This is a genomic window from Acidovorax sp. 1608163 (assembly GCF_003669015.1).
Lineage (GTDB): Bacteria > Pseudomonadota > Gammaproteobacteria > Burkholderiales > Burkholderiaceae_C > Acidovorax.
In genome coordinates, this window is record NZ_CP033069.1 from 4,531,397 (window position 1) to 4,554,106 (window position 22,710).

22 protein-coding genes are annotated in these 22,710 nt (G+C 66.3%); 12 read left to right on the forward strand and 10 right to left on the reverse strand.

Features of this window, described 5'->3' with window-relative positions:
- Positions 1–7: 7 nt before the first annotated feature.
- A complete protein-coding gene (locus tag EAG14_RS20215) occupies positions 8–1,105 on the reverse strand; it encodes a VanZ family protein (protein WP_099742817.1) in 1,098 nt (365 codons plus the stop codon).
- An 18-nt stretch (positions 1,106–1,123) separates the two neighbouring features.
- Positions 1,124–1,552, reverse strand: coding sequence for a CopD family protein (locus EAG14_RS20220; protein ID WP_121729933.1), 429 nt, complete (start codon positions 1,550–1,552; stop codon positions 1,124–1,126).
- 401 nt (positions 1,553–1,953) lie between these two features.
- On the opposite strand from EAG14_RS20220, the gene hemB reads away from it, so the two are divergent.
- The 4 genes from hemB to EAG14_RS20240 all read left to right on the forward strand — a co-directional run bounded on the left by hemB (position 1,954) and on the right by EAG14_RS20240 (position 6,803).
- Positions 1,954–2,964, forward strand: coding sequence for a porphobilinogen synthase (hemB, locus tag EAG14_RS20225; protein WP_121729934.1), 1,011 nt, complete (start codon positions 1,954–1,956; stop codon positions 2,962–2,964).
- A 57-nt stretch (positions 2,965–3,021) separates the two neighbouring features.
- Positions 3,022–4,158 (forward strand): magnesium transporter CorA family protein, encoded by a 1,137-nt coding sequence (locus EAG14_RS20230; protein ID WP_121729935.1) that lies wholly within the window; start codon positions 3,022–3,024, stop codon positions 4,156–4,158.
- Positions 4,159–4,266: 108 nt separating this feature from the next.
- Positions 4,267–5,037, forward strand: coding sequence for a glutamine amidotransferase (locus EAG14_RS20235; RefSeq protein ID WP_121729936.1), 771 nt, complete (start codon positions 4,267–4,269; stop codon positions 5,035–5,037).
- A gap of 170 nt (positions 5,038–5,207) precedes the next feature.
- Positions 5,208–6,803 (forward strand): methyl-accepting chemotaxis protein, encoded by a 1,596-nt coding sequence (locus tag EAG14_RS20240; RefSeq protein WP_121729937.1) that lies wholly within the window; start codon positions 5,208–5,210, stop codon positions 6,801–6,803.
- A gap of 34 nt (positions 6,804–6,837) precedes the next feature.
- On the opposite strand, the gene EAG14_RS20245 is transcribed toward EAG14_RS20240, so the two are convergent.
- The 3 genes from EAG14_RS20245 to EAG14_RS20255 all read right to left on the reverse strand — a co-directional run bounded on the left by EAG14_RS20245 (position 6,838) and on the right by EAG14_RS20255 (position 9,311).
- Positions 6,838–7,434 (reverse strand): chalcone isomerase family protein, encoded by a 597-nt coding sequence (locus EAG14_RS20245; protein WP_121729938.1) that lies wholly within the window; start codon positions 7,432–7,434, stop codon positions 6,838–6,840.
- A 172-nt stretch (positions 7,435–7,606) separates the two neighbouring features.
- A complete protein-coding gene (locus EAG14_RS20250) occupies positions 7,607–8,488 on the reverse strand; it encodes an amidohydrolase family protein (protein ID WP_371414431.1) in 882 nt (293 codons plus the stop codon).
- Positions 8,489–8,621: 133 nt separating this feature from the next.
- Positions 8,622–9,311, reverse strand: a complete 690-nt coding sequence (locus EAG14_RS20255) for a dienelactone hydrolase family protein (protein ID WP_121729940.1) — start codon at positions 9,309–9,311, stop codon at positions 8,622–8,624.
- A 54-nt stretch (positions 9,312–9,365) separates the two neighbouring features.
- Here EAG14_RS20255 and EAG14_RS20260 point away from each other — a divergent pair, with 54 nt between their 5' ends.
- The 4 genes from EAG14_RS20260 (at position 9,366) to creC (ending at position 13,351) form a co-directional block, all read left to right on the forward strand.
- Positions 9,366–10,112: an SDR family oxidoreductase gene (locus EAG14_RS20260; RefSeq protein ID WP_121729941.1), complete on the forward strand. Its 747-nt coding sequence runs from the start codon at positions 9,366–9,368 to the stop codon at positions 10,110–10,112.
- A gap of 128 nt (positions 10,113–10,240) precedes the next feature.
- Entirely contained in the window at positions 10,241–10,876 is a 636-nt protein-coding gene (locus EAG14_RS20265) for a MarC family protein (protein ID WP_121729942.1), read from the forward strand.
- A 148-nt stretch (positions 10,877–11,024) separates the two neighbouring features.
- Entirely contained in the window at positions 11,025–11,732 is a 708-nt protein-coding gene (locus EAG14_RS20270) for a winged helix-turn-helix domain-containing protein (protein ID WP_121729943.1), read from the forward strand.
- A gap of 173 nt (positions 11,733–11,905) precedes the next feature.
- Complete coding sequence (gene creC, locus EAG14_RS20275; RefSeq protein WP_121729944.1) at positions 11,906–13,351, forward strand: two-component system sensor histidine kinase CreC; 1,446 nt, start codon at positions 11,906–11,908, stop codon at positions 13,349–13,351.
- Positions 13,352–13,520: 169 nt separating this feature from the next.
- Here creC and EAG14_RS22970 read toward each other — a convergent pair whose 3' ends face one another.
- Positions 13,521–13,670, reverse strand: coding sequence for a hypothetical protein (locus EAG14_RS22970; RefSeq protein ID WP_162996044.1), 150 nt, complete (start codon positions 13,668–13,670; stop codon positions 13,521–13,523).
- 290 nt (positions 13,671–13,960) lie between these two features.
- Here EAG14_RS22970 and creD point away from each other — a divergent pair, with 290 nt between their 5' ends.
- Together creD and EAG14_RS23485 are read left to right on the forward strand one after the other, a co-directional pair.
- Positions 13,961–15,409 carry a cell envelope integrity protein CreD gene (gene creD, locus EAG14_RS20280; protein WP_121729945.1) on the forward strand — a complete coding sequence of 483 codons (1,449 nt, stop codon included), beginning with the start codon at positions 13,961–13,963 and terminating at the stop codon, positions 15,407–15,409.
- Positions 15,406–15,768, forward strand: a complete 363-nt coding sequence (locus EAG14_RS23485; RefSeq protein WP_240456855.1) for a hypothetical protein — start codon at positions 15,406–15,408, stop codon at positions 15,766–15,768. The genes creD and EAG14_RS23485 overlap by 4 nt, the downstream gene beginning before the upstream one ends.
- A 248-nt stretch (positions 15,769–16,016) precedes the next feature.
- Here EAG14_RS23485 and EAG14_RS20290 read toward each other — a convergent pair whose 3' ends face one another.
- The 3 genes from EAG14_RS20290 to EAG14_RS20300 all read right to left on the reverse strand — a co-directional run bounded on the left by EAG14_RS20290 (position 16,017) and on the right by EAG14_RS20300 (position 17,689).
- The gene (locus tag EAG14_RS20290; protein WP_121729946.1) at positions 16,017–16,523 is read right to left on the reverse strand and encodes a hemerythrin domain-containing protein; all 507 of its coding nucleotides are present in this window, start codon (positions 16,521–16,523) and stop codon (positions 16,017–16,019) included.
- Positions 16,524–16,737: 214 nt separating this feature from the next.
- A complete protein-coding gene (locus tag EAG14_RS20295; RefSeq protein ID WP_121729947.1) occupies positions 16,738–17,334 on the reverse strand; it encodes a hypothetical protein in 597 nt (198 codons plus the stop codon).
- A 136-nt stretch (positions 17,335–17,470) separates the two neighbouring features.
- Positions 17,471–17,689 carry a CsbD family protein gene (locus tag EAG14_RS20300; RefSeq protein WP_099657560.1) on the reverse strand — a complete coding sequence of 73 codons (219 nt, stop codon included), beginning with the start codon at positions 17,687–17,689 and terminating at the stop codon, positions 17,471–17,473.
- Positions 17,690–18,079: 390 nt separating this feature from the next.
- Between EAG14_RS20300 and EAG14_RS20305 the strand changes: the two genes are divergently transcribed.
- A complete protein-coding gene (locus EAG14_RS20305; RefSeq protein WP_121729948.1) occupies positions 18,080–20,131 on the forward strand; it encodes a DUF1800 family protein in 2,052 nt (683 codons plus the stop codon).
- A gap of 31 nt (positions 20,132–20,162) precedes the next feature.
- Positions 20,163–21,611, forward strand: a complete 1,449-nt coding sequence (locus tag EAG14_RS20310; RefSeq protein WP_121729949.1) for a DUF1501 domain-containing protein — start codon at positions 20,163–20,165, stop codon at positions 21,609–21,611.
- Positions 21,612–21,889: 278 nt separating this feature from the next.
- On the opposite strand, the gene EAG14_RS20315 is transcribed toward EAG14_RS20310, so the two are convergent.
- Entirely contained in the window at positions 21,890–22,666 is a 777-nt protein-coding gene (locus tag EAG14_RS20315; RefSeq protein ID WP_099742801.1) for a hypothetical protein, read from the reverse strand.
- Positions 22,667–22,710: the final 44 nt, after the last annotated feature.

The following is a 22,710-nucleotide window of genomic DNA, read 5'->3' on the forward strand; positions in this document are numbered from 1 at the left end:
CGGTATTTTAGGTTTGGGTGTCACGGCGCGAGACGCGCACCAGCACATACAGCAGCGTGACGTAAGGCCAGAGCCAGCCCAGCCATTGGCCCAGGCCATAAAAGCGTATGAAGCGCCCCTGCTCCCACTGCTGCAGGGTTTGCGCAAAGTACACGCTGGTCGGCGCCTGGTTGAGCACCCCCAGGTGCCACACCAGCGCCACCAGCAACACGGCAGCACTGGCGCGGCGCGGCAGCATCAGCAACAGCACCGCCACCCCGGCCGCCGCCCACACGCCTACGCGCACCGGCTCGTCCAGCCAGCCCCAGGCATGCACCGGCCCCCAGCTCAGCGCGGCCGACAGCGCCGTCGCCACCACCCCCACACCCAGGGCGGCAAAGGCAAACACGGCCCGGCGCCCCACATGGCGGATGACGCAGTACCCCAGCAGGCAAGGCACCAGCAGGCCCAGCATCACGCACAGCACCTCGCCGCCGGGCGACAGGGGTTCCAGCACGGCTTCGCGGGCGGGCAGCCATTCGAGGAAAGGGGTGTCCTCCAGCGCCAACTCCACGGCAGCCTCCAGCCGCTCCAGCACCTGCCCCAGGCCAAAAGGCACGCCCGCTGGGAACAGCAGCGCCGCAGGCCACAGGGCCAGCAGCACCAGCGCGCCACGCGCATCGGACACAAACCATCGGTCGCGAAAGTGGCTCCAGCGGTCAATGGCGCCCAGGCGCTCCAGCACCGCCGCCACCAAAGCACCGACCAACGACCCCGCAGCGTTGAGCACCAAGTCCAGATTGGAGGGAACGCGCCGAGGCAGGTAAATCTGCAAAAACTCCATGGACAGCGACAGCAGCGTGCCCGCCAAAAAGGCCAGCCACACCGCACCCCAGGCCCAGCCGGTGCGCAACAGCGCCAGTGCCAGCAAAAAGCCCAGCGGGGCGTAACCGATCAGGTTGGAGGTGACGTCAAACCCCGTCCAGTACGGCGGCGGCAAGGGCGCCATGAGGAACACCCAAGGCTCCAGCCCCTGGGCACGCCAGCCGGAGAAGGGGAACAGGCTGGCAAAAACGATCAAGGCGACATAACTGGTCGCCAAAGGCCAGGCAGAGGTCTTGTGCACGTGGGCGGCCCCGTCCCGTCAGAAAGGCTTGACCACCACCAACACCACGGCGATCAGCAGCAGCAGCACCGGCGCCTCGTTGAACCAGCGAAACCACCGATGGCTGCGGCGGCTGCTGCCATCCGCCAGCTTGCGCAGCAACACAGCGCAGCTGTGGTGGTAACCGATCACCAAGGCCACCACGGTCAACTTGGCGTGCATCCAGCCGTTGCCAGGACCCCGCCCGATGCCGTAACCCAGCCACAGCCACAGCCCCAGGGCCAACGCGGGCACCGCCAGCAGGGTGGTAAAGCGCAAAAGCTTGCGCGCCATCAACAAGAGGCGATCACGCTCGGCGGCCGAGCCGGGCGCCACCATTGCCAAATTGACAAAAATGCGCGGCAGATAGAACAAGCCCGCAAACCAGCTGGCCACGAACACGATGTGAAAGGCTTTTACCCAGAGCATGGGCGCAGTTTAAGCGCGCCACCGAGCGTCCTGCGCCAAAGCAGAGGTAAAGCCCCTGAAAGGCCCCCACAGCGGATACGGTGCCTGTGCGCTGCAGAGTGGCCCGCCCTGAAACCCCACTAACCCGCCAACCGCAACGGGCAAAAAAAAGCCCGGCACATGGCCGGGCTGAGAAGCCTTGACTGCGCGTAGCAATCGAAGGCCCCGCTCAGGGAGGAAAAAGCGGGAGGCAGAGGGCTGCCCGGGATCAAATTTATCATTAATGACAAACCGTTACAAGCGTATGCAATTAGTTGCATAAATCAGTAGGGTTATTTGTGGCTCCCACCCCCGCCCTCAGGGCCGCGTGGTGACAGGCCAGGGCCCCCAGGGCGTTGCCGAGATAGGGCACAATTTTCCCCATGCACCTCCAGACCCCCGCCCCATTCCCGCAAAACCGCCCCCGCCGCCTGCGCCGCGACGCTTTCACGCGCCGCCTGGTGCGCGAAAACACGGTGTCGGTCAACGACCTGATCTACCCCGTGTTCGTGCACGAAGGCACGCAGCAGCGCGAGGCCGTGGCGTCCATGCCCGGCGTGGACCGGCTGAGCCTGGACCTGCTGCTGCCCGTGGCCGAAGACTGCGTGAAGCTAGGCATCCCGGTGATGGCACTCTTCCCAGCCATTGACCCGTCGCTCAAGACCCCCGACGGGCAAGAAGCGCGCAACCCCGACGGCCTGATCCCGCGCGTGGTGCGGGCGCTGAAGAAAGAATTTCCTGACCTGGGCGTGATGACCGACGTGGCGCTGGACCCCTACACCAGCCACGGCCAGGACGGCGTGCTGGACGACACCGGCTACATCATCAATGACCAGACAGTCGAAATCCTCACCGCCCAGGCCATCACACATGCCGAAGCGGGCGTGGACATCGTCGCCCCCAGCGACATGATGGACGGCCGCATTGGCGCCATCCGCGAGGCGCTGGAGGTGCAGGGTCACATCCACACCCGCATCATGGCCTACAGCGCCAAGTACGCCAGCGCCTTCTACGGCCCCTTCCGCGACGCGGTAGGCACCCGCGGCGCCCTGGGCAAGGCCGACAAGAACGTCTACCAGATGGACCCCGGCAACAGCGACGAAGCCCTGCGCGAAGTGGCGCTGGACATTGCCGAAGGCGCCGACATGGTGATGGTGAAACCCGGCATGCCGTACCTGGACATCGTGCGCCGGGTGAAGGACGAGTTCCGCGTGCCCACCTTCGCCTACCAGGTCAGCGGCGAATACGCCATGATCAAGGCCGCCGCGCAAAACGGCTGGCTCGACCACGACGCGGTGATGATGGAAAGCCTGCTGGCCTTCAAGCGCGCGGGCGCCGATGGCGTGCTGACCTACTTTGCCCGCGATGCGGCACGATTGCTATCGAAACAATAGCTGCCAGCGCCTATTGAATAGGCGCTGCGTGCCATTTTCATCTTCACCCACTCCCGCATGCGCATCTTCCACATCCACAGCAGCGGCGTGACCGAGCTGCCCGAGCTGCCCGCCCAGGCCCCTGCCCAGGGCTTTCTGTGGATTGCCGTGGCCCGCCCGGCCTTTCAGGCGCGCCTGCTGGAGATCCAGAGCGCCCTGCAAAACCTGGTGGGGCTGCAGCTGGTGGACTTGCACGTGTCGGACCTGCTGAACGCGCAACTGCCCTCGCACTACGACTACACCTCGCAGTACGACCTGCTGGTGTTCCGCCGCCTGGCCACGGCCAGCGCCGGCATCGATGCCGAAGACGCCAGCCAAGCCACACCGCCCCGCAAGCCCACCGGCCCGCTGGTGCTGCGGCGCCTGGACACCAGCCCCGTGGGCTTTGCGGTGTTTGACCACGTGCTGCTCACGGTGCACCCCAGCGACTGCACCGTGCGCGAGGCCTATGCGAGCAAGCTGCTGGCCACCGCGCCCGGTGCCCCCGCAGAGCAGCGCGAAGGCCGCGCCAACCCCATCCCCGGCTCGCGCCTGCCCGCCAGCCCTGCCGACCTGATGCTGCGCGTGGTCAACCTGATGGTGGACGGCTACCTGGACCTGCGCCGTGAGCTGACGCGCCAGCTCGACCACTGGCAGACCGAGCTGCTCAGGCCCCGGGCCCGGCATGTCAACTGGAGCTCGCTGCTGGATGCGCGCCTGTCGCTGCACCAGCTCGATGAAATCTGCGAAGACCAGCGCAGCGCCGTGCAAGACTGGATCGATGCGCTGGAGACCTGGGCCCAGCCTGACACGCCCACAGGGCAGCGCGAGCTGGACCTGCTCAAGGTGCGCAGCCGCGACGTGCTGGAGCACATCGAGCGCGTGGTGCACCACGTGCGCCGGCTGGAACAAAGCACCGAAACCGCCGTGCAGATGCACTTTTCGGTGCAAGGCAACCGCACCAACGACATCATGCGCACCCTCACGGCGCTCACAGCCGTGTTCCTGCCGCTGAACCTGATCGCGGGCATCTTTGGCATGAACTTCGAGTTCATCCCCCTCATCCACAAAGCCGATGGCTTCTGGTGGGCCATGGGCGCCATGGCGTCCATTGCGCTGGCACTGGTCTTGCTGTTCTGGCGCAAGCGCTACCTGGCGCGCACCGGCCACGCCTGAGCCCCATGCAACGAAAGGGTGCGGGCCACCCCTGCCAGCGCCCCCACGCGAGCAGCACGGCCACCTGGCTGCGCGGCCCCGCCCCACTGTTCAACGCCCACCGCATCCATGCCCACATCCGCCCCTCGCCCGATCCTGATCATCAAGACCGGCGACACCCTCGACACACTGCGCCCCAACATTGGCGACTTTGAGCATTGGATCGAAACCGGACTGATCGCAGGCGCTGGCGAGGGTTCCGGCGACAAGGCCGACCCAGCGAACGCACACCAGCCCCCGTCCATACAGGTGCTGGACGCCCGCCACGCCAACCCCCTGCCCGGGCCTGAAACGCTGGCCGGGGTCGTCATCACCGGCAGCCATGCCATGGTGTCCGACCGCGAAGCCTGGAGCGAGGCCCTGGTGCCCTGGCTTGCCCGCCTCGTGGCCCAAGGCACGCCGGTGCTGGGCATTTGCTACGGCCACCAGTTGCTGGCCCACGCGCTGGGGGGCGAGGTGGGCTACCACCCTGGTGGGCTGGAGCTGGGCACCGTGCCCATCACCCTCACGCCCAAGGCCCAGGCCGACCCCCTCTTTGCCCACCTGCCCAGCCAGTGGAACGCCCAGGTGGTGCACGCCCAGTCCGTGCGCGCCCTGCCCCCTGGGGCCGTGCGGCTGGCTGGCAACGCCCACGAGCCCCACCAGGCCTACCGCATCGGGGCCAACGCCTGGGGCGTGCAGTTCCACCCCGAATTCAGCCTGGCGGCCATGCAGGGCTATGTGCAGCACCTGGCCGCCACCCTGCCCGCCGGGCACACCCTACCCATGGTGCAAGAGACACCCCAAGCCTGCAGCCTGCTGGGCCGGTTTGCGCAGCTGTGCGGGCCCGCACGCCACTGAAGCACCTGCACGCGCACAGCAAATAGCAAGCAGCAGCCCACCCTGCGCATTTGCCCACGGCCGACGGCGCGCGGCGATATTCGTAACAAAGGTAACGGCGCTTGACCTTCCTCAAGCCCTCTTCCGGTGTGCTCGATACCCTCGATGGCGCACTTAAAAGAACCTGTCTTATGAATCAAATCGCCATTGGAAAACGCCTCTCCCTGGGCTTTGGGTTATTGCTTGCCTTGTCTCTGTTGGGCACCCTGCTGGGCGTGTGGCAACTGCAAACGGCCTCCACCTCCACCCAGGCCGTGATTGAACAACCCCTGGCCAAAGAGCGGCTCATCAGCGACTGGTACCGACTGATCCACACCGCCGTGCGACGCACCACCGCCGTAGCCAAAAGCAGCGACGTATCGCTGGCCACCTACTTTGCCGACGAACAAAAGCTGTCGGCCAGCACCACCACCGACATCCAGACCAAGGTGGAAGGACTGATGCAGACCGATGCGGAGCGTGCATTGTTCAAAGACATCAGCAACCTGCGCCGCAACTACACCGAAGCGCGCGACGCTGTGATTGATTTGCGCCGCAGCGGCCAACACGAGCAGGCCGACGCGCAGCTGGAAACCCGCTTCGTGCCCGCCGCCAAGCAATACATGGCCCGCGTGGAAGCGCTGATGGAGCTGCAGCGCAAAGCACTGGACGAATCTGCCGCCCCCATCAAGGCCGCCAACGACCAGGCCCGCTACTGGCTGATTGCGCTAGGCGCCATTACCTGCGGCCTGGGCATGGCGCTGGCCGTCACCATCACCCGCAGCATCACCCTGCCGCTCAGCGACTCCGTGGCCGTGGCAGACACCATTGCGCGTGGCGACCTGACCAGCAGCATCATGAGCACCCGCAAGGATGAAACCGGGCACCTGCTGCGCGCCCTGGGCGACATGCAGCACTCGCTGGCGTCGATGATTGGCCAGATCCGCGATGCGGGCAACCAGATCGCCAGCGCCAGCGACCAGATTGCAGGCGGCACGCAAGACCTCTCTTCCCGCACAGAGCACACCGCAGCCAACCTTCAACAGACAGCCTCGTCCATGGAGCAGTTCACGGCCACCGTGCAACAGTCGGCCGAAGCCGCCCGCACGGCCAGCGGCCTGGCCTCGTCGGCGGCCGAGGTGGCCTCGCAAGGTGGCAGCATCGTGGCCCAGGTGGTGGACACCATGGAAGACATCCACACCAGCTCGCGCCGCATTGCCGACATCATTGGCGTGATCGACGGCATCGCCTTCCAGACCAACATCCTGGCGCTGAACGCGGCCGTAGAAGCCGCCCGTGCAGGCGAGCAAGGCCGGGGCTTTGCCGTGGTGGCGGGCGAAGTGCGCAGCCTGGCCCAGCGCAGCGCCGAAGCGGCCAAGGAAATCAAGGGCCTGATCTCCACCAGCGTGGACAAGGTGGGCGAAGGCACCCAGCTCGTGCACAACGCCGGGGCTGCCATGCAGAACATCGTCAGCTCGGTCCAAAAGGTGACGGAGGTAATCGCCCACATTGCCTCCAGCGCCCGCGAGCAGTCTGACGGCATTGCCCTGGTGAACGACGCCATCGCCCAGCTCGACCAGGCCACCCAGCAAAACGCCGCGCTGGTGGAAGAATCTGCCGCCGCCGCCCAAAGCCTGCGCGAGCAAGCCTACCGCCTGGCCCAGGCCGCCTCCACCTTCAAGGTGGCCGACAGCGCCGCGCCCCTGCGGCGCCCCGGGCGCCAGCAGCCCCAGCTCACGGCAGCCTGACAAGGCGGCGCCGTCTGGGCTGGCTGCCGCTGCATCAAGGCAGCAGCGCTTCCTTGAGCTGGTGGTCCACCGGCACCGGGCCCAGCCAGATGCGCAGCACCATGCCAAAGTACTCGGCATCGCCCACGGGGGCGCCCTGGGGCTGGCCCTGGATGTAGAAGGTGGTGCCCTTGCCCGGCACATATTCCATGGCAAAGGTCTCGCCGGGGGCCAGCTTGGGGCGGCCCGAGAAGATTTCGATCAGCCGGTTGCTGGCAGGCGTGTAGCGGCGAATCTGCTCGGCCGGTGAGTTGTTGGACAAGCCCTTGATGAAGGACACCCCCAGGTCCGTGCCGGGGATGTCGCGCTGGGCCACAAAGTTCAGCCGCACCGGTCCTGGCAGCGCCAGCAACTCCTCCAGCGTCTTGACCTTGCGGGGGGTGTACAGGGCCATGTCGTACACCTTGAACACCGTGCGGTAGCGCGTGCCCGAGCCGTTGAGCACCAGCGGCGTGCCCTGCACCGTCTGCGCGGGCTCAAACGCTGTGGCCGCGTGTGCGGTGGTTGGCGGCGCCAGGCCCAGCGCAGCCGCCAGCGCCAGCCCGGCAAAGGCGTGCAGCAGCGGAGCATCGCGGCGGGGAAGGCTCGGCATGTGCGATGCGCAGCCAAGGCGGGAACGCGTTGAAAAAAGAGAAGTGCTCAAACAAAATCTCCGCGCCCAGAAACGGAGTGGGCCAGCCTGAAAATAGTAGGGCACCGGGCTTGCGCCACCCCTACAGATTCACCCTAATACGGCGCAGCGGACAGCGGGCGCAGCCAACAGCTCAGCGCCCACCCACCCCCCACAACGCCGCCGCGTTGCCCCAGGCCACACGCTGGGCCACGTCGGCAGGCAGGCCGCCCAGCCAGGTGCGGTAGTCCTGCATCTGCGCTTCGTAGTGCTGCCAGCGCTGGTTGACCCAGGTGTCTGAGCCGATCACAAAGCGAGTGGGGTACTTGAGCAGCAGGGCGCTCCACTCGGGGCACAGCTGGCCACCAGCACACACCAGCCCGGGGCGGTACGACAGCTCGCCCACCAAGCCGGGGTAGCGGGCCAGCAGCGCATCGACCCGCGCTACCGGGGCGCCGCCAATGCCCGTGTGGGCCCAGATGAGGCGCAGCGCCTGGCCCTGGCTGGGGGTGTGCGCCATCAGCAGGTCAATCGCCACATCGTCCACATGCGCCAGCACCACCAGGCGGCGCTGCTCGGCCAGTTGCATCAGCTTGCGGGCCACGGGGCCGTTGGCGTCGGCACTGTCGTACAGGTGGAATTCGCCCAGGCCCCGGTACGGGCCCGCTGCGGTGCCGCGCGCCAGCTCGGCCAGCACCATGTCGTAGATGGATTCGTCGCGGGGCCAGCCGGTGTAGTCAGCACGGGTACGGTACAGGCGCACAAAGGGCACCACGGCAATGCCCGCCTCGCGCATCTGCGGCAGGGCCGCCAGCGCCAGCGAGCCCGCATTGGGCCGCGAATTGGCGACGATGGCCCGCACCCCGCTGGCCTGCATGCGCGCCAGCACGTCGGCGGGCGGATGGGGGCCGGTGGTGCCGTTCCAGGCTTCTTCGTTGTAGTGCAGGTGGGCGTCGAACAGGGGGCCGGTGTAGTCGGCAGCGTGGGCCAGGCTGGCAATTGCTATCAAATATATAGCTGCCAGCGCTTTATTCAAAAGCGCTAGGGGCCTAAAAGGCTTGAACTTTCGAATGCAGTTGGCCATGGCGCCCCCAGGTTGAATGCAATGCCCACACTGCGCCACTCGGCAGAGCCACGCAGCGCGGGGGCTGCGGGCCGTGCCAGGGCGGTCAGCCCAAATGCTTGTCGAAGAACGCCAGCGTGCGGTCGCGGGCGGCCAGGGCGGCGGCTTCGTCGTAGCTGCCGCGCTGGTCGCAGTTGAAGCCGTGGTCGGCCTGGTACACATGCACTTCCACGCCGGGCTGGGCGCGGTCAAAGGCCTGCACGCTGTCCAACGGAATCCAGTGGTCGCGCTCGCCAAAGTGGGCCAGCACAGGCACCTGCGGCTGGCGGGCGGCTTCTTCGGGGGTGGTCATGCCGCCGCCGTAGTAAGGCACGGCGGCAGACAGGCCGGTGAGCGTGCACGCGGCGCGCCAGGTCAGCAGCCCACCCCAGCAAAAGCCCACGATGCCCACCTTGCGGCCGCTGCGCTCGGCGGCGTAGTCGATGGCGGCCTGGATATCGGGCATCACACCGGGGGCGGGCAGGCCTTCCACAGCGGCCTTCAGGGCGATGCCCGCTTGCATGTCGTCGCTGGTGTAGCCCAGGTCCACACCGGGCTGCACACGGTGAAAGGTCGAAGGCGCCACGGCCAGGTAGCCCCGCGCGGCAAAGCGGTCGGCCACGGCACGGATGTGGTGGTTGACCCCAAAAATCTCTTGCAACACCACGACGGCGCCCCGGGGCGGCGCGTCGGGCTCGGCCACCCAGGCGGGCAGCACAAAACCGTCGGCAGACTTCAAATCGACGAATTGACCCATGTTTCGCTCCTGAAAACTGTTCCAATGCGCCATTCTTGCAGGAGACAGCGTTCCATGGACAAGATCGTTTTAATCACAGGCGCCAGCCGCGGTATTGGCGCCGCCACCGCCTTGCTCGCCGCGCAGCAGGGCTGGGCCGTGGCGGTGAACTACCACGCCAATGCCGCCGCCGCGCAGGCGGTGGTGGACAGCATCGAGGCCCAGGGCGGGCGCGCCCTGGCCGTGCAGGCCGACGTGGCCCACGAAGACCAGGTGCTGGCCATGTATGCCACTGTGGACGCGCAACTGGGCCGCATCACTGCGCTGGTGAACAACGCAGGCGTGGTGGATGTGACGGCCCGGGTGGACGAGATGGGCGTTGCGCGACTGCGCCGCATGTTCGACACCAACGTGATCGGCAGCATCGTCTGCGCGCGCGAGGCGGTGCGCCGCATGAGCACCCGCCACGGCGGCGCGGGCGGCTCCATCGTCAACGTCTCCAGCGCCGCATCGCGCCTGGGCTCGGCCCACCAGTATGTGGACTACGCGGCCAGCAAGGGCGCCATCGACAGCTTCACCATCGGCCTGGCCCGCGAGGTGGCGGCCGAGGGCATCCGCGTGAACGCCGTGCGCCCCGGGCTGATCGAGACCGACATCCACGCCAGCGGCGGCCTGCCCGACCGGGTGCGCAACCTCTCGCACCAGGTGCCCATGCAGCGCGGCGGCACCGCCCAGGAGGTGGCGCAGGCCATTGTGTGGCTGATGTCCGACGCGTCACACTACACCACCATGTCGCTGATCGACGTGTCGGGAGGGCGGTAGTGAAACACCCCCTGAGTCGCTTCGCGCCTTCCCCCAGCGCGGCGGGGCGGCCCTTGCGCGGGGGCGCTGGCTGGGATCGTGCCAGTGATGAATGCAGTGAATAGTGCCCAGCACAACGGAGAACTGATATGGACCTGAAACCCCTCATTACCTTGCTGGCCATCGTGAACCCGCTGGCCATCGTCCCCTTCTTCATCCACTACACGCAGGGCTTTTCTGCGGCGCAGCGGCGCAGCACCATCCGCACGGCAGCGTTTGCGTCGTTCTGCGTGATTGCCGCCTGCGCGCTGCTGGGGCTGCAGATTCTGGAGTTCTTCAACATCTCGCTGCAGAGCTTTCAGGTGGGCGGGGGCATGCTGCTGCTGATCAGCGCGATGAACATGCTCAACGCCCAGCCCGCCGAGGCCAAGCCCCTGACCCACGAGCTGGAGCAAGGCGCTGAAAAAGCCGCCGCCGGTAGCAGCATCGCCGTGGTGCCGCTCACCATTCCGCTGCTCACCGGCCCGGCCAGCATGTCCACCGTGGTGATTTACGCCGACCGGGCGCAGACCTTCTGGCAACACGCCTCGCTGGTGGGCTACGGCGTGGTGATTGCGCTGGCCACGGCCCTGTGCTTCTCGCTGGCGGACCCGATTGCCCGCGTGCTGGGTAAAACCGGCATCAACGTGATGACGCGGCTGATGGGGTTGATCCTGGCGGCCCTGGCGGTGGAAGTGATGGCCGACGGCCTGGGCAAACTCTTTCCCATACTCGTTGCGCGTTGAGATGGTTGCCCCCCTGAGTCGCCTTCGGCGCCTTCCCCCAAGGGGACAACGCCCTCGCTGCGGGGCTGCCCTTGCTCGGCGTTTCCGGCTGGGCTCGCGCCAGTGTCATGCGCCACGGATCTCGCTCAACGCAACGGATGATCGAGGCATGACCGCCAAGCTTCTCCTGCTCGAAGACGACCCCGCCATCGCCCGCACCGTGGCCTATGCGCTGGAGCGTGATGGCCTGCAGGTGACGCACTGCCTGCTGGTGCAGGACGCGCGCCAGCAAATGCAGCGCCACCCGTTTGATGTGCTGGTGCTGGACGTGGGCCTGCCCGACGGCAGCGGGCTGGACCTGCTGCGCGACGTGCGCCACGGCCAAGCGGCTGCCGCGCTGCGCCTGCGCCAGGCCACGCCCGTGCTGATGCTCAGCGCCCGGGGCGAGGAGCTGGACCGCGTGCTGGGCCTGGAGCTGGGCGCCGACGACTACCTGGCCAAGCCCTTCAGCCCGCGCGAGCTGGCCGCCCGCATCAAGGCCCTGCTGCGCCGCGCCGCCATGCCTGCGCCCGCACCGGCACCCGTGGCAGCCACCCCGTTTGTGGACGACGAGGCAGGCCAGCGCATCACCCTTCACGGCCTGGCCCTGCCACTCACGCGGCGCGAATACCGGCTGCTGTCGCACCTGCTGCGCGGTGCGGGCCGCATCCACTCGCGCGACGCCCTGCTGGCCGCCGCCTGGGGCGACGACAGTGAAAGCATCGACCGCACGGTGGACACCCACATCAAAACCCTGCGCGCCAAGCTGCGCGAGCTGGACGCCAGCCGCGAGTACATCAGCACGCACCGGGGCATGGGGTACTGTTTTGACTTGTGAGTGCCACACCCCTTGCCCAAGCGAATCGCACACCACGCCCTGGCTTCGACAGGCTCAGCCCGAACGGATGGGGGAAGCATCTGGGCATGTCGGCCATTCAAATCAAATTGGCCTCTAACGCTTACTAAATAAGCGCTGACAGCTATCATTTTTACAGAAAGGCCGCGTCACCCATGCGCCTAGGCATCCGCCTGCTGTTCGCCTTCTTCCTCATCAACGGCATTGCCGCGTTCTTTGTGCTGCGCGTGTTCATGGCCGAGATCAAGCCCAGCGTGCGCGAGGTGATGGAGGACATGATGGTGGACACGGCCAACCTGTTGGCCGAGGTGGCCAGCGACGACCTGGCCAGCGGGCAACTGGCGCGCGATGCCAGCCAAAGTCGCTTTGCCCAGCGTGTGCGGCACTACGCCACGCGGCCCATCGATGCGGGCATTTGGGGGTTTTCCAAACAGTCGCTGGACTTTCGCGTGTACGTGACGGACCACTCGGGCCGCGTGCTGTTCGACTCTGAAAACCACGCTGTGGGCGCCGACTACTCGCAGTGGCGCGATGTGGCGCGCACGCTGCGCGGGGAGTATGGTGCCCGCTCCACGCGCGACGTGGAGAGCGACGACACCAGCGGCGTGATGCATGTGGCCGCGCCCATCTACGTGGACGAGCGCATTGCCGGAGTGCTGACGGTGGCCAAGCCCACGCGCACGGTGCAGCGCTTTATCGACCGGGCTGAGCGCAAGGTCTTCATGGGCGGGCTGCTGCTGCTGGCCCTGTCGGCCGCCGTGGGGGTGGGCGTGACGCTGTGGATGGTGTGGAACGTGCGCCGCCTGCGCGACTACGCCCTGAGCGTGCAAGGCCCGGCCGACAGCGAACAAGGCACCCTGCCCGCCCAGCCCCTGGCGGTGCCCGAGGTGCCAGGCGAGCTGGGCGACTTGGCCCGCGCCATGGACCGCATGCGCGCGCGGCTGCAGGGGCGTGACTACATCGAGGGCTATGTGCGCGCCCTCACGCACGAACTCAAGAGCCCTGTGGCCGCCATCCGCGGCGCGGGCGAGTTGCTGCAAGACGAGCTACCCGCCGCAGACCGCGCCGCGTTTGCCACGCAGGTGGTGCAGCAAAGCGAACGCCTGCAGCGGCTGATTGACCGACTGCTGGAGCTGAGCAAGCTGGAGCAACGCCAGCACGCCGAGGGCCGCGCCCCCGTGGCGCTGCACGACTGCGCCGCCGCCGCCATCGTCCACACCCAGGGCCGCGCGGCGCAACGCGGCATGGCACTGGTGCTGAGCGGCAGGGGCCACAGCGGGCCGTGGGAGGCAGAACTCATCACCCTGGCCATTGGCAACCTGCTGGACAACGCCATCGACTTTGCGCCCCCCGGCAGCACAGTGCGGGTGGAGCTGGACGGCACCACCGTGGCCGTGCAGGACGAAGGCCCCGGCGTGCCCGACTACGCGCTGCCGCGCCTGGGCGAGCGGTTCTTCACCACCGCCCGGCCGGGCGGCGAGCGCAGTGGATCAGGGCTGGGGCTGGCGATTGTGCAGCGGGTGATGGTGCTGCACGGCGGGCACATGCAGGTGCACAACACGGCCCCGGGTTTGCGCGTGACGCTGGACCTGGGGCGCTGAGATCGGTTCAAAGAGCGGCTCACCAAACTCCCCCGTCGTCGTTGCCCCGCCTTGTCTTGCGGTTGGTACTGCCTGCGGCGCAACGCCCAGCCAGAGCTAGCTTCGCTGAATTTTGTGAACCGCTCCAAGGCCCAAGCGGTCCGCAGGCTCAGGCGATGGAGCGTTGGGCTCAGGCGCCGTCTTGCGCGGCCAGGGCCAGCCACTCGTCGGTGCCCAGGCATTCCTGCCCAGGCAGGTCGAGCCCCAGGCGGCGCTCGTCAAACAGGTCATCCAGCAGCGCGTCAAGCAGATGGGTCCAGCCGAACAGTTTGGAAAACATGGGGCACCTTTGGCGGTGGTTGGTTGCAGCCAAAGGCTAACTTGGGTGTGTGACGGTTTGGCGTCAGCCAGCGCCACCCTTGCTTGTAGGCCAACGCCCATCCGATGCCCTGCGCGTGGGTGCGTAGCAGCCCGTTCGCGCTGAGCTTGTCGAAGGCCGGGCATGGCCATGCGCCAACTCAGCCGACGCGCCACGAACACACGGCCCACTTCACGCTCGCTTCACAAACTTCATCGCCACCTCACCCCTGCGCCCAACACTGGCTCCACCGACACACAAGGAGGAGTCTTTTGAAACACCCGTTGATCACCAAACTCGTGGCGCTGGGCGCCGTGGCCATCTTGCTGCTCATTGGCCTGGGCCAGATTGAGGACGTGGTGCGCGACCGCCAGCGCTACCGCAGCCTCACAGCCCAGAGCGTGGCCGACAGCCTGGCCGGGCCGCAAACCCTGATGGGCCCCATGATCCACAGCGCCTGCGTGGAAAGCTGGGACGTAGAAACGGGCAAGGGCGACGAGCGCCGCACCACCGAGCAGCGGCGCGAATTTCTGCTCACCGCCATGCCCGAGCAGTTGCAGGTGCGCTCCAGCGTGGGCATGGAAGAGCGCGCCCGGGGCCTGCACAAGGTCAACACCTTCAACCTCAAGGCGCACATCACTGCGCAGTGGGGCGCGCTGGCCAGCTTGCAGGCGCACAGCACCGTCAAGGGCTCGCGCCTGCAGTGCGGCGCGCCCATCGTGATGGTGGCGGTGGGGGATGCGCGCGGCATCCGCACGGCGCAGGTGCTGCACGGCGAGCAGGCGCTGGCCCTCAAGCCTGGCACCTTCCACCCCACCTACAGCCGGGGGCTGCACGCGGTGCTGCCCGAGTCGGTGCGCGGCCAGGCCGAGCCGATGACGCTGGCGCTGGACCTGGAGCTGGTGGGCACCGAGCGCCTGGCCATCGTGCCGCTGGGTGGCAATACCGAAGTGAAGATGACGGGCGGCTGGCCCCACCCCTCGTTCACCGGGCGCTTTCTGCCGTCCGAGCGCGACTGGGGCCCCGAGGGCTTCACGGCGCAGTGGCGCCTGTCGTCGCTGGCCACCACGGCGCAGCAAGACATCTTGAATGGCCGGCGCATTTGCGTGGGTGGCTATGACGACAGCCCGGTGCAGTACCCCACCGACGGCAGCTCGCCCAGCACCACGCCACGCGACTGCGCAGACAGCTTCAGCGTGGCCTTTGTGGACCCGGTGAACCCCTACACCCTGGCAGACCGCGCCACCAAGTACGGCCTGCTGTTCATCGCCCTCACCTTTGTGGCCGTGGGTTTGTTTGAGCTGATGAAGCGCCTGCGCGTGCACCCAGTGCAGTACCTGCTGGTGGGCTCGGCCATTTGCAGCTTTTTCTTGCTGCTGGTGAGCTTGTCGGAGCATTTGGCGTTTGGCTGGTCGTACCTGGCGGCCGCCACGGCCTGCGTGCTGCTGCTGGGCTACTACGCCAGCCACATGCTGGGCAGCCTGGCGCGGGGCATTCCACTGGGGGCAGGCATTGCGCTGCTGTATGGCCTGCTGTATGTGCTGCTGCAGCTGGAGCAAACGGCGCTGGCGGTGGGCTCAATTGCGCTGTTCCTGGTACTGACGGCGGTGATGGTGCTGACCCGCAAGGTGAATTGGTATGGCCTGACGCCTGCGCCACGCCAAGCAAACGCGCAGGCCACCAAGGGCCCAACAGCTCCTAACGACAAGGAGGCCCCATGACCCCCACCACCCCAGGTTGCCAAAAGGGCGCAACCCGGAGCGCAGCGGCTGCAGCCATCCAGACACCCGCAGCCGCCCCCTTGCACGGCCCCTGGGGCCAGCACTTGGTGGGAGCCAGCGCAGCGAGTGCGCAGCCCCCAAGGCCATCGGCCCCGGGCCTGTCGGCCGCCGAGGCGCAGCGGGTAGAGCGTTACCGCGAGCGACTGCTGTCGGCCCTGCGCGCGCAGGACCGCCGGGCGTTGCAAACCGCCAAGCAGGCTGTACTGCGCAGCGCCTACCGCGAGCCAGCCACCGCCGCATTGCGGCGCGCGCTGCGCGATTTGTCGTGGTGCATGGCGGGCATGCTGCTGCCGCGATAGGCATTGGCTCCGGTGCTGGCGCACCGATGGGGCGATGGGCGATGTAAGGGTGGCGGACAAGCCGCCTCGCCGAGGCCGTCCGCTTCCTGGTACGGAGAGTCTGGGCCTGAATGGGAGGTGGAGAAAATGCGAAGGCCGCAGGACTTCAAGCCATTTTGGCCTCTAGGGCTTTTTGATAAAGCGCTAGCAGCTATGCATTCAATAGCACCCGCCTCTTTGAGCGGTTCTTGCAGACGGGGTAACGCCCGTCAGGCGGCTTCTGCTGCAGCCGCCGCAGGTTGGTCGGCACAACTGTGGGTGCTGCCACAGCCCTGGATCAGTTCGCCGGGCAGGGCATCGGGGGCATGCACCACCCCTGTCACGGGGTCAAAGCCCACGCGGCGCAGGTGCAGGGCCAGCGAGGCGTCCATCATCTGGGCATGCTGGGGAAACCACTGGGCCAGCTCGCCCGTCATGATGCGGATGGGCTGAAGATCGCCCTGCTCGGCGCGCACGATGCCCTCGCGCATCACCTGCAGCACCACCTTGTGCTGCGTGGTGTGGCAGTTGCCCGAGGCAAAGCGCGTGGCTGCCATCCAGGCGTCTTCCTGGCCAAAGTGGTGCTCGGTGTGGTCCACCAGCGCCTGCCATTGCTGCGCCACGGTGGCGTCGTCGGCTTGCTCGACTTGCGCCAGCAGGTCTACGAACTCGCGGTGGGTGTCGTCCATGAGCGGCAAATCCAGCGCCAGTGCGTCAGACCATTCCAGTGCAGCCATTTTTGTTCCTCGGTGTGTGACAAAAACGGCAGCTTAGGTACAACGGCGTGGCGTGTTTTGACCCAAATCAGGGGACGGCCACGCAGGCTTGCATTCCGTAACAAATTCCATCGCTGCAGACCGTTGGGGGGTGCGTTCACACTAGCCCAAAGGCCTGCAACGTCAAGCGCCCCGTGGCGAACTCAGGGCGAGGGCACCAAGCTCAGCCCTTCCATCAACTCTGCCCAAACTGGCGCTTGGCGTCGTCCACGCACTTGGACTTGAGGTCGCCCGCCAGGGCATCGCAGCGCTCCTTGGCGGCCTTGTAGTTGGCTTCGTTCTTCTCGGCAGCGGCGTCCTTGCGCGCCTCGGCCACACCGGCGGCCTTTTCGGTGGCAGTTTCACCGGGCTTGGCGGCGGCCTTGGCCACCTTGGCGTTTTCCTTGGCCGTCACGTGGGCGGCTTTGGCATCCTTCACACACACGTCCTTGGCGTTACCGCTCAGGTCATCGCACTTTTCCTTGGCAATGGCGTAGTCGGCATCGGCGCGGGCCTCGCGGGCCTTGTAGGCGGTTTTGTCGCTGGGCTTGTACTGCGCCTCCAGGTCGGCCTTGGCTACGCTTTCAATGCCCTTGGCTTCCTTTTGGCAAATGTCCTTGGCGTTGCCGCTGAGGGCATCGCACTTTTGCTTGTTCACTTTGTAGTCGGCGGAAATCTGGTCTTTGGCCGCCTTGTATTCGGGCTGGCCCATGGCCATGGCAGAGGTGGCCAGCAAGGTGGCGGCAGACAGGGCGATCAGGTTGCGGGACAAAAGATGGGTTTTGAATTGCATGGTGCTTCTCCTCAATATTCAACGGATGGGGGTGCGGCCGGGCCGCTGAGCGGGCACGCAGCCCTGGGGTTGCGTGCCCTGTCAATACGCTCAGTGCACACGCTCAGGGCGCTGTGCACGGGTTGACTGGCACAGGTCAGTCGTTGAAGTGGAATGTGGGGTGGCGGGCTTGCCAGTCCTTGAGCTGCTTTTCTGCCGCCTCGCGGGCCAGGCCCTGGCGCTCTTGCAGCTTGCCCAGCAGTTGCTCGCGGCGGCCGGCAATCACATCGAAATCGTCGTCAGTGAGCTTGCCCCACTGCTCGACCATCTTGCCCTTGAATTGCTTCCAGTTGCCCTTGATGGTGTCTTCGTTCATGGCTTGCGTCCTTCGTACAACTCGCCTCCGCCATCCGCCCGAAATGCGCGGAACATCTGCGTGATGCGATGGATTCACTGTACGAACAGATGCAGCAGCCCCGCGTAGTCCCTGCCACGCAGGCCGCGTGGGCCCAGGCCTACGGGGCTGCCGGACAACACAGCGTGTCTGTAGGCCACAGCGCCGGGATCTCTGCCGGCCTCAGACAGGTGGAATGCTTTTTGCAGCCCAGCCCCCACCCAAGGGGCAAAGACGTATCACCGATGTGTCTGAAGGGCGCCTCGAATGTGTCCCAGCGTAACGGCCGTATCCATTGCTCACACATTCACCGAGCACAAAAACCGCCCGCCTTCTTACACTTTGTTCAGCATTTCCACGATTGCTCACACCATGACAACAACAACGTACGAGGAGCCTTTGCACGCCACGGCGGCAGAGGAAGCAGAGGGCCGTCCCCAAGCCACAGCACACGCGGCGCATGCAGTGCAAGGGACACCAACGCCGGAAGTAAGCGCCGTGCCCCGCGCACCACTGGCTGCACTGATGGCCAGCGTGGCGCTGGCAGCCTGCGGAGGCGGTAGCGAGGGTACGACCACGGCGACACCGCCTGTCAGTACCACCCCCACCCCGTCACCGGTTCCCACACCCTCCCCAACCCCAGCGCCGAGCCCCACAACACCCACGCCAACACCAGCGCCCACTCCTGCTCCGTCGCCCACCCCATCGCCAACACCAGCCCCCAGCCCATCGCCTGCGCCGTCTCCATCGCCCAGCCCGGCCCCTGCCCCCAGCCCTTACACCTACAAGACCGCCGCCACCGACCAGGAGGCCGCGCGCTTTTTGCTGCAAGCGCAGTTCAGTGCGTCCCCCGCCGAAATCGCCGCCGTGCGCAGCGTGGGATACGAGGCCTGGATCAACTCGCAGTTTGCAGCCCCCATGGGCACCAAAGGCTGGGACTGGCTCACCCAGCGCGGCTACGCCACCGTGTCTGACACCACCAACTACTACGACCAGACCTACCCCGCCGACAACATGATCTGGAGCCAGCTCATGACGGCATCAGACGGCCTGCGCAAGCGCGTGGCCCTGGCGCTGTCGGAGATCTGCGTGGTCTCGCTCAGCGGGCTGGACTTCAACTGGCGCAGCCACGCCATGGCCCACTATTGGGACCAACTGGTGGCCAACGCCTTTGGCAACTACCGCCAGGTGCTGCAAGACGTGACGCTGAACCCCGCCATGGGGTACTACCTGAACACGCGCGGCAACCAGAAGGAAAACGCCGCCAGCGGCCGCCAGCCTGACGAGAACTACGCCCGAGAAATCCTGCAGCTCATGTCCGTCGGCCTGGCCGAACTCAACCAGGACGGCACGCCCAAAACCGATGGCGCGGGCAAGCCCATCGACAGCTACAGCCAGTCCGACATCACCAACCTGGCCCGCGTCTTTACCGGCTACGACTACGACCAGACGCAGAACGTGCCTGCCACCGTGCCCGGTGGCTCGCGCGTGGTGCCCAGCACCCACTTCACGCGGCTGCCCATGGCACTCAAGGAGTCGCTGCACTCCAGCCTGGCCGCCACGTTCCTGGGCACCACCATTGCGGCCAGCACACCGGGCGCGGCCGCGCTCAAGACGGCGCTGGACACCATCTTCAACCACGCCAACGTCGGGCCATTCATTGGCAAGCAGCTCATCCAGCGGCTGGTCACCAGCAATCCCTCGCCTGCCTATGTGGGCCGCGTGGCCGCCAAGTTCAACAACAACGGGGCAGGCGTGCGCGGCGACCTGCAGGCCGTGGTCATGGCCATCCTCATGGACGACGAAGCCCGCGAACCCGCAGGCCTGACCAAGCCCAGCTTTGGCAAGCTGCGCGAACCCATGCTGCGCCTGGTGCAATGGGCGCGCACCTTTGGCGTCAACTCGCAATACGGGTACTGGAAAATTGGCGACACCAGCAGCGCGGGCTCGCGCCTGTCGCAAAGCCCGCTGCGTTCGCCCTCGGTGTTCAACTTCTTTCGCCCCGGGTATGTGCCGCCCTCTACAGCCCTGGCCACGGCCGGGCAGGTGGCGCCCGAGTTTCAGCTGGTCAACGAAAGCAGCGTGGGCAGCTACTTGAACTACATGCAAAACGCCATTCGCAACGGCATCTATGCCAATGCGCCCGACGTGCCCGAGAGCGCCAGCAACGGCAACAACGGCTACGACATCAAGACCACCTACCCCAACGAGATGGCCCTCGTGGCCGACGCCGACGCACTGGTGGCGCGCATCAACCTGCTGATGTGCGCAGGCCAGCTTTCGGCCGCCAACATCAAGCTCATTGCCGATGCGCTCAAGGCCACCCCCGTCACAGCGGCCAGCACCGAGGCCGTGAAGCTCAACCGCATTGCAGCGGCCATCCTCCTGGTCATGGCCTCGGCCGAGTACCTCGTCCAAAAATAACGGCAAAAAAGAGAACAGAGAGAAGGCCCCCATGCACCTGATCCAACCCGAACTCCACACACGCCGGGCGTTTTTGCGCCGCTCCACCCAACTGGGGCTGGCAGGCACGGCCCTGCCCTTTGCCCTGAACCTCGCCGCCATGGGCGAGGCGGCCGCCTTCACCGCCACCGACTACAAGGCCCTGGTGTGCGTGTTTCTGTACGGCGGCAACGACTACGCCAACACCGTGGTCACCTACGACGACGACAGCTACAACAAGTACGCCACCATCCGTGGCGGCAGCGGCCAGGCAGGCGGCGGCATAGCCATCCCCAAGGCAGACCTTGCCGCTACCTTGCTCAACCCCACCGTGCCCCTGGCTGCTGGCCGCCAATACGCCATGCACCCCGCCATGACGGGCATGGCCAACCTGTTCAACACCGGCAAGGCCGCCGTACAGCTCAACGTGGGCCCGCTCATCGTGCCGCTCACCCGCACGCAATACAACAGCAGCAACCGCGCGCTCTACCCCATTCCGCCCAAGCTGTTCTCGCACAACGACCAACAGTCGGTGTGGCAGTCCTCGTCGCCCGAGGGCTCCACCGTAGGCTGGGGCGGCAACCTGGGCGATCTGGCCCTGTCGTCCAACACCAACTCGCTGTTCACCTGCATTTCGGTCACCGGCAACGCGGTGTTTCTGTCCGGCGATTCGGCCCTGTCTTACCAGGTCAGCACTGGCGGGGCCATTGCCATCAATGGGGTCAAAAGCAACGTCTACGGCTCCACCGCCGTGCGCTCGGCGCTCACCTCGCTCATCCAGCAGACCAGCCCCCAGGTGCTGGAGAACGAGTACAACCGCATCACCACCCGCGCCGTCACCGCTGAATCGCAAATCACCAGCGGCCTGGCGGGCGTGACACTGGCCACCGCCTTCCCTGCCAACAACTCGCTGGCCGATCAGCTCAAGATGGTGGCGCGCCTCATCGGTGCGCGCAGCACCCTGGGCAGCAAGCGGCAGGTGTTCATGGTGTCGCTGGGCGGCTTTGACCTGCACGACAACCTCATCTCGCAGCAGCCCACCCTGATGAAGCGCGTGAGCGAAGCCATGACCGCCTTCTACGACGCCACCGTCGAACTGGGCGTGGCCGACAAGGTCACCGCCTTCACCGCCTCGGACTTTGGCCGCACCTTGAACTCCAACGGCGACGGCTCGGACCACGGCTGGGGCAGCCACCACTTCATGGTGGGCGGCGCCGTCAAGGGCAAGGCGCTTTATGGCAAGGCACCGCCCGTGAGCAACACCAACAGCACCACCGACGCCGCAGACCAATGGCACGTGGGCCAAGGGCGCCTGCTGCCCAGCACCTCGGTCGACCAGTACGCAGGCACCCTGGCCAAATGGTTTGGCGTGGCCAACACCGAACTGGCCGGTGTGCTGCCCAACCTCAGCCACTTTGGCGGGGCCGACTACCCCACCGACCTGGGCTTCATGACGGCCTGAAGGTTCAGCGCCCAGCGCAAGCGCCGGGCTTCACTGCCACCACAACACACCACCAAGGCCGCGACGCCACGCCCGGACCACGCCAGTGCTCCGGGCTTTTTTTGTGCCTGGGGCGTGGCGACTGTGCAGCCTCAGCGCGAGCTATGGGGTCGGCATCTTTGAACTTGAAAAATCCGTTCGGGCTGAGCCTGTCGAAGCCCTGCGCGGCGCTTCGACAGGCTCAGCGTGAACGGTTCAAGGTGATTCAAGCCTACTCAATAAGAACCTATTCAAAGGCATCAGCCCGCAGAGCCCCGCGCCTTCATCTTCAACTGCGCATACAGCTCAGGCAGCTTCAACTTGGTGCCCATCTTGTGCTTGAGGGTTTTCAGCTCCGCCATCACCGCCTGCAACTCGCCGGGCGTGGGTTGCAAGGGCTGCAGGCACTGGGCCAGCACAGGCACCACCTGGCGGCGCATAAAGCGCCCTCCCGTCATCGCCATCTGCCACACCACCAGCGCAATGCCCAGGCCCAAGGCCACCAGCACGCCCAAGCCCCCCTCATCCGGCGCTATCACGTGCGCAATGGCAGGCACCGTGACAAGCAACGCCACCGCCCCCAGCAGCGCAAACCCCACCTCCTTGTCCATGTGGGTGGAGGCGAACTGCTTCTCTACCTTGGGCGACAGCAGCAAAAACGGATTGCGGATCAGCGCATGCCGGTCTTGGGCCGACAAGGTGTGCGGGTTGTCGCGCACCTGCTGCTCCAGCGCCAGCCGATCGGCCCAGGCCTCGTGCAGGTTCGGAAACGTCTGGCGCACCATGTCGTTCCAGGGCAGCAGCTTGGGCACGACCTTGGCGTAATGGGTGGGCTCGGCGTTGTAAACGGTGTGGCACTTCAGGCAGGTGCGCTCAAACCCCACCAGCTCGCCCTGGCTCACAGAGACGTAATACACATGCCCCGCAGACCCAATGCGCTGCAACGCAAAAGGCCGCGGCTTGCGGCAAATGGGACAAAAATCGGCCACATGGCCCAGCTTGCGATAGACGAGCTTGCGCCCCCAGACGATGAACATCGGTTCCCTCTCTCATGTAATCTTGGTTTTAGAGAGCGGCCATT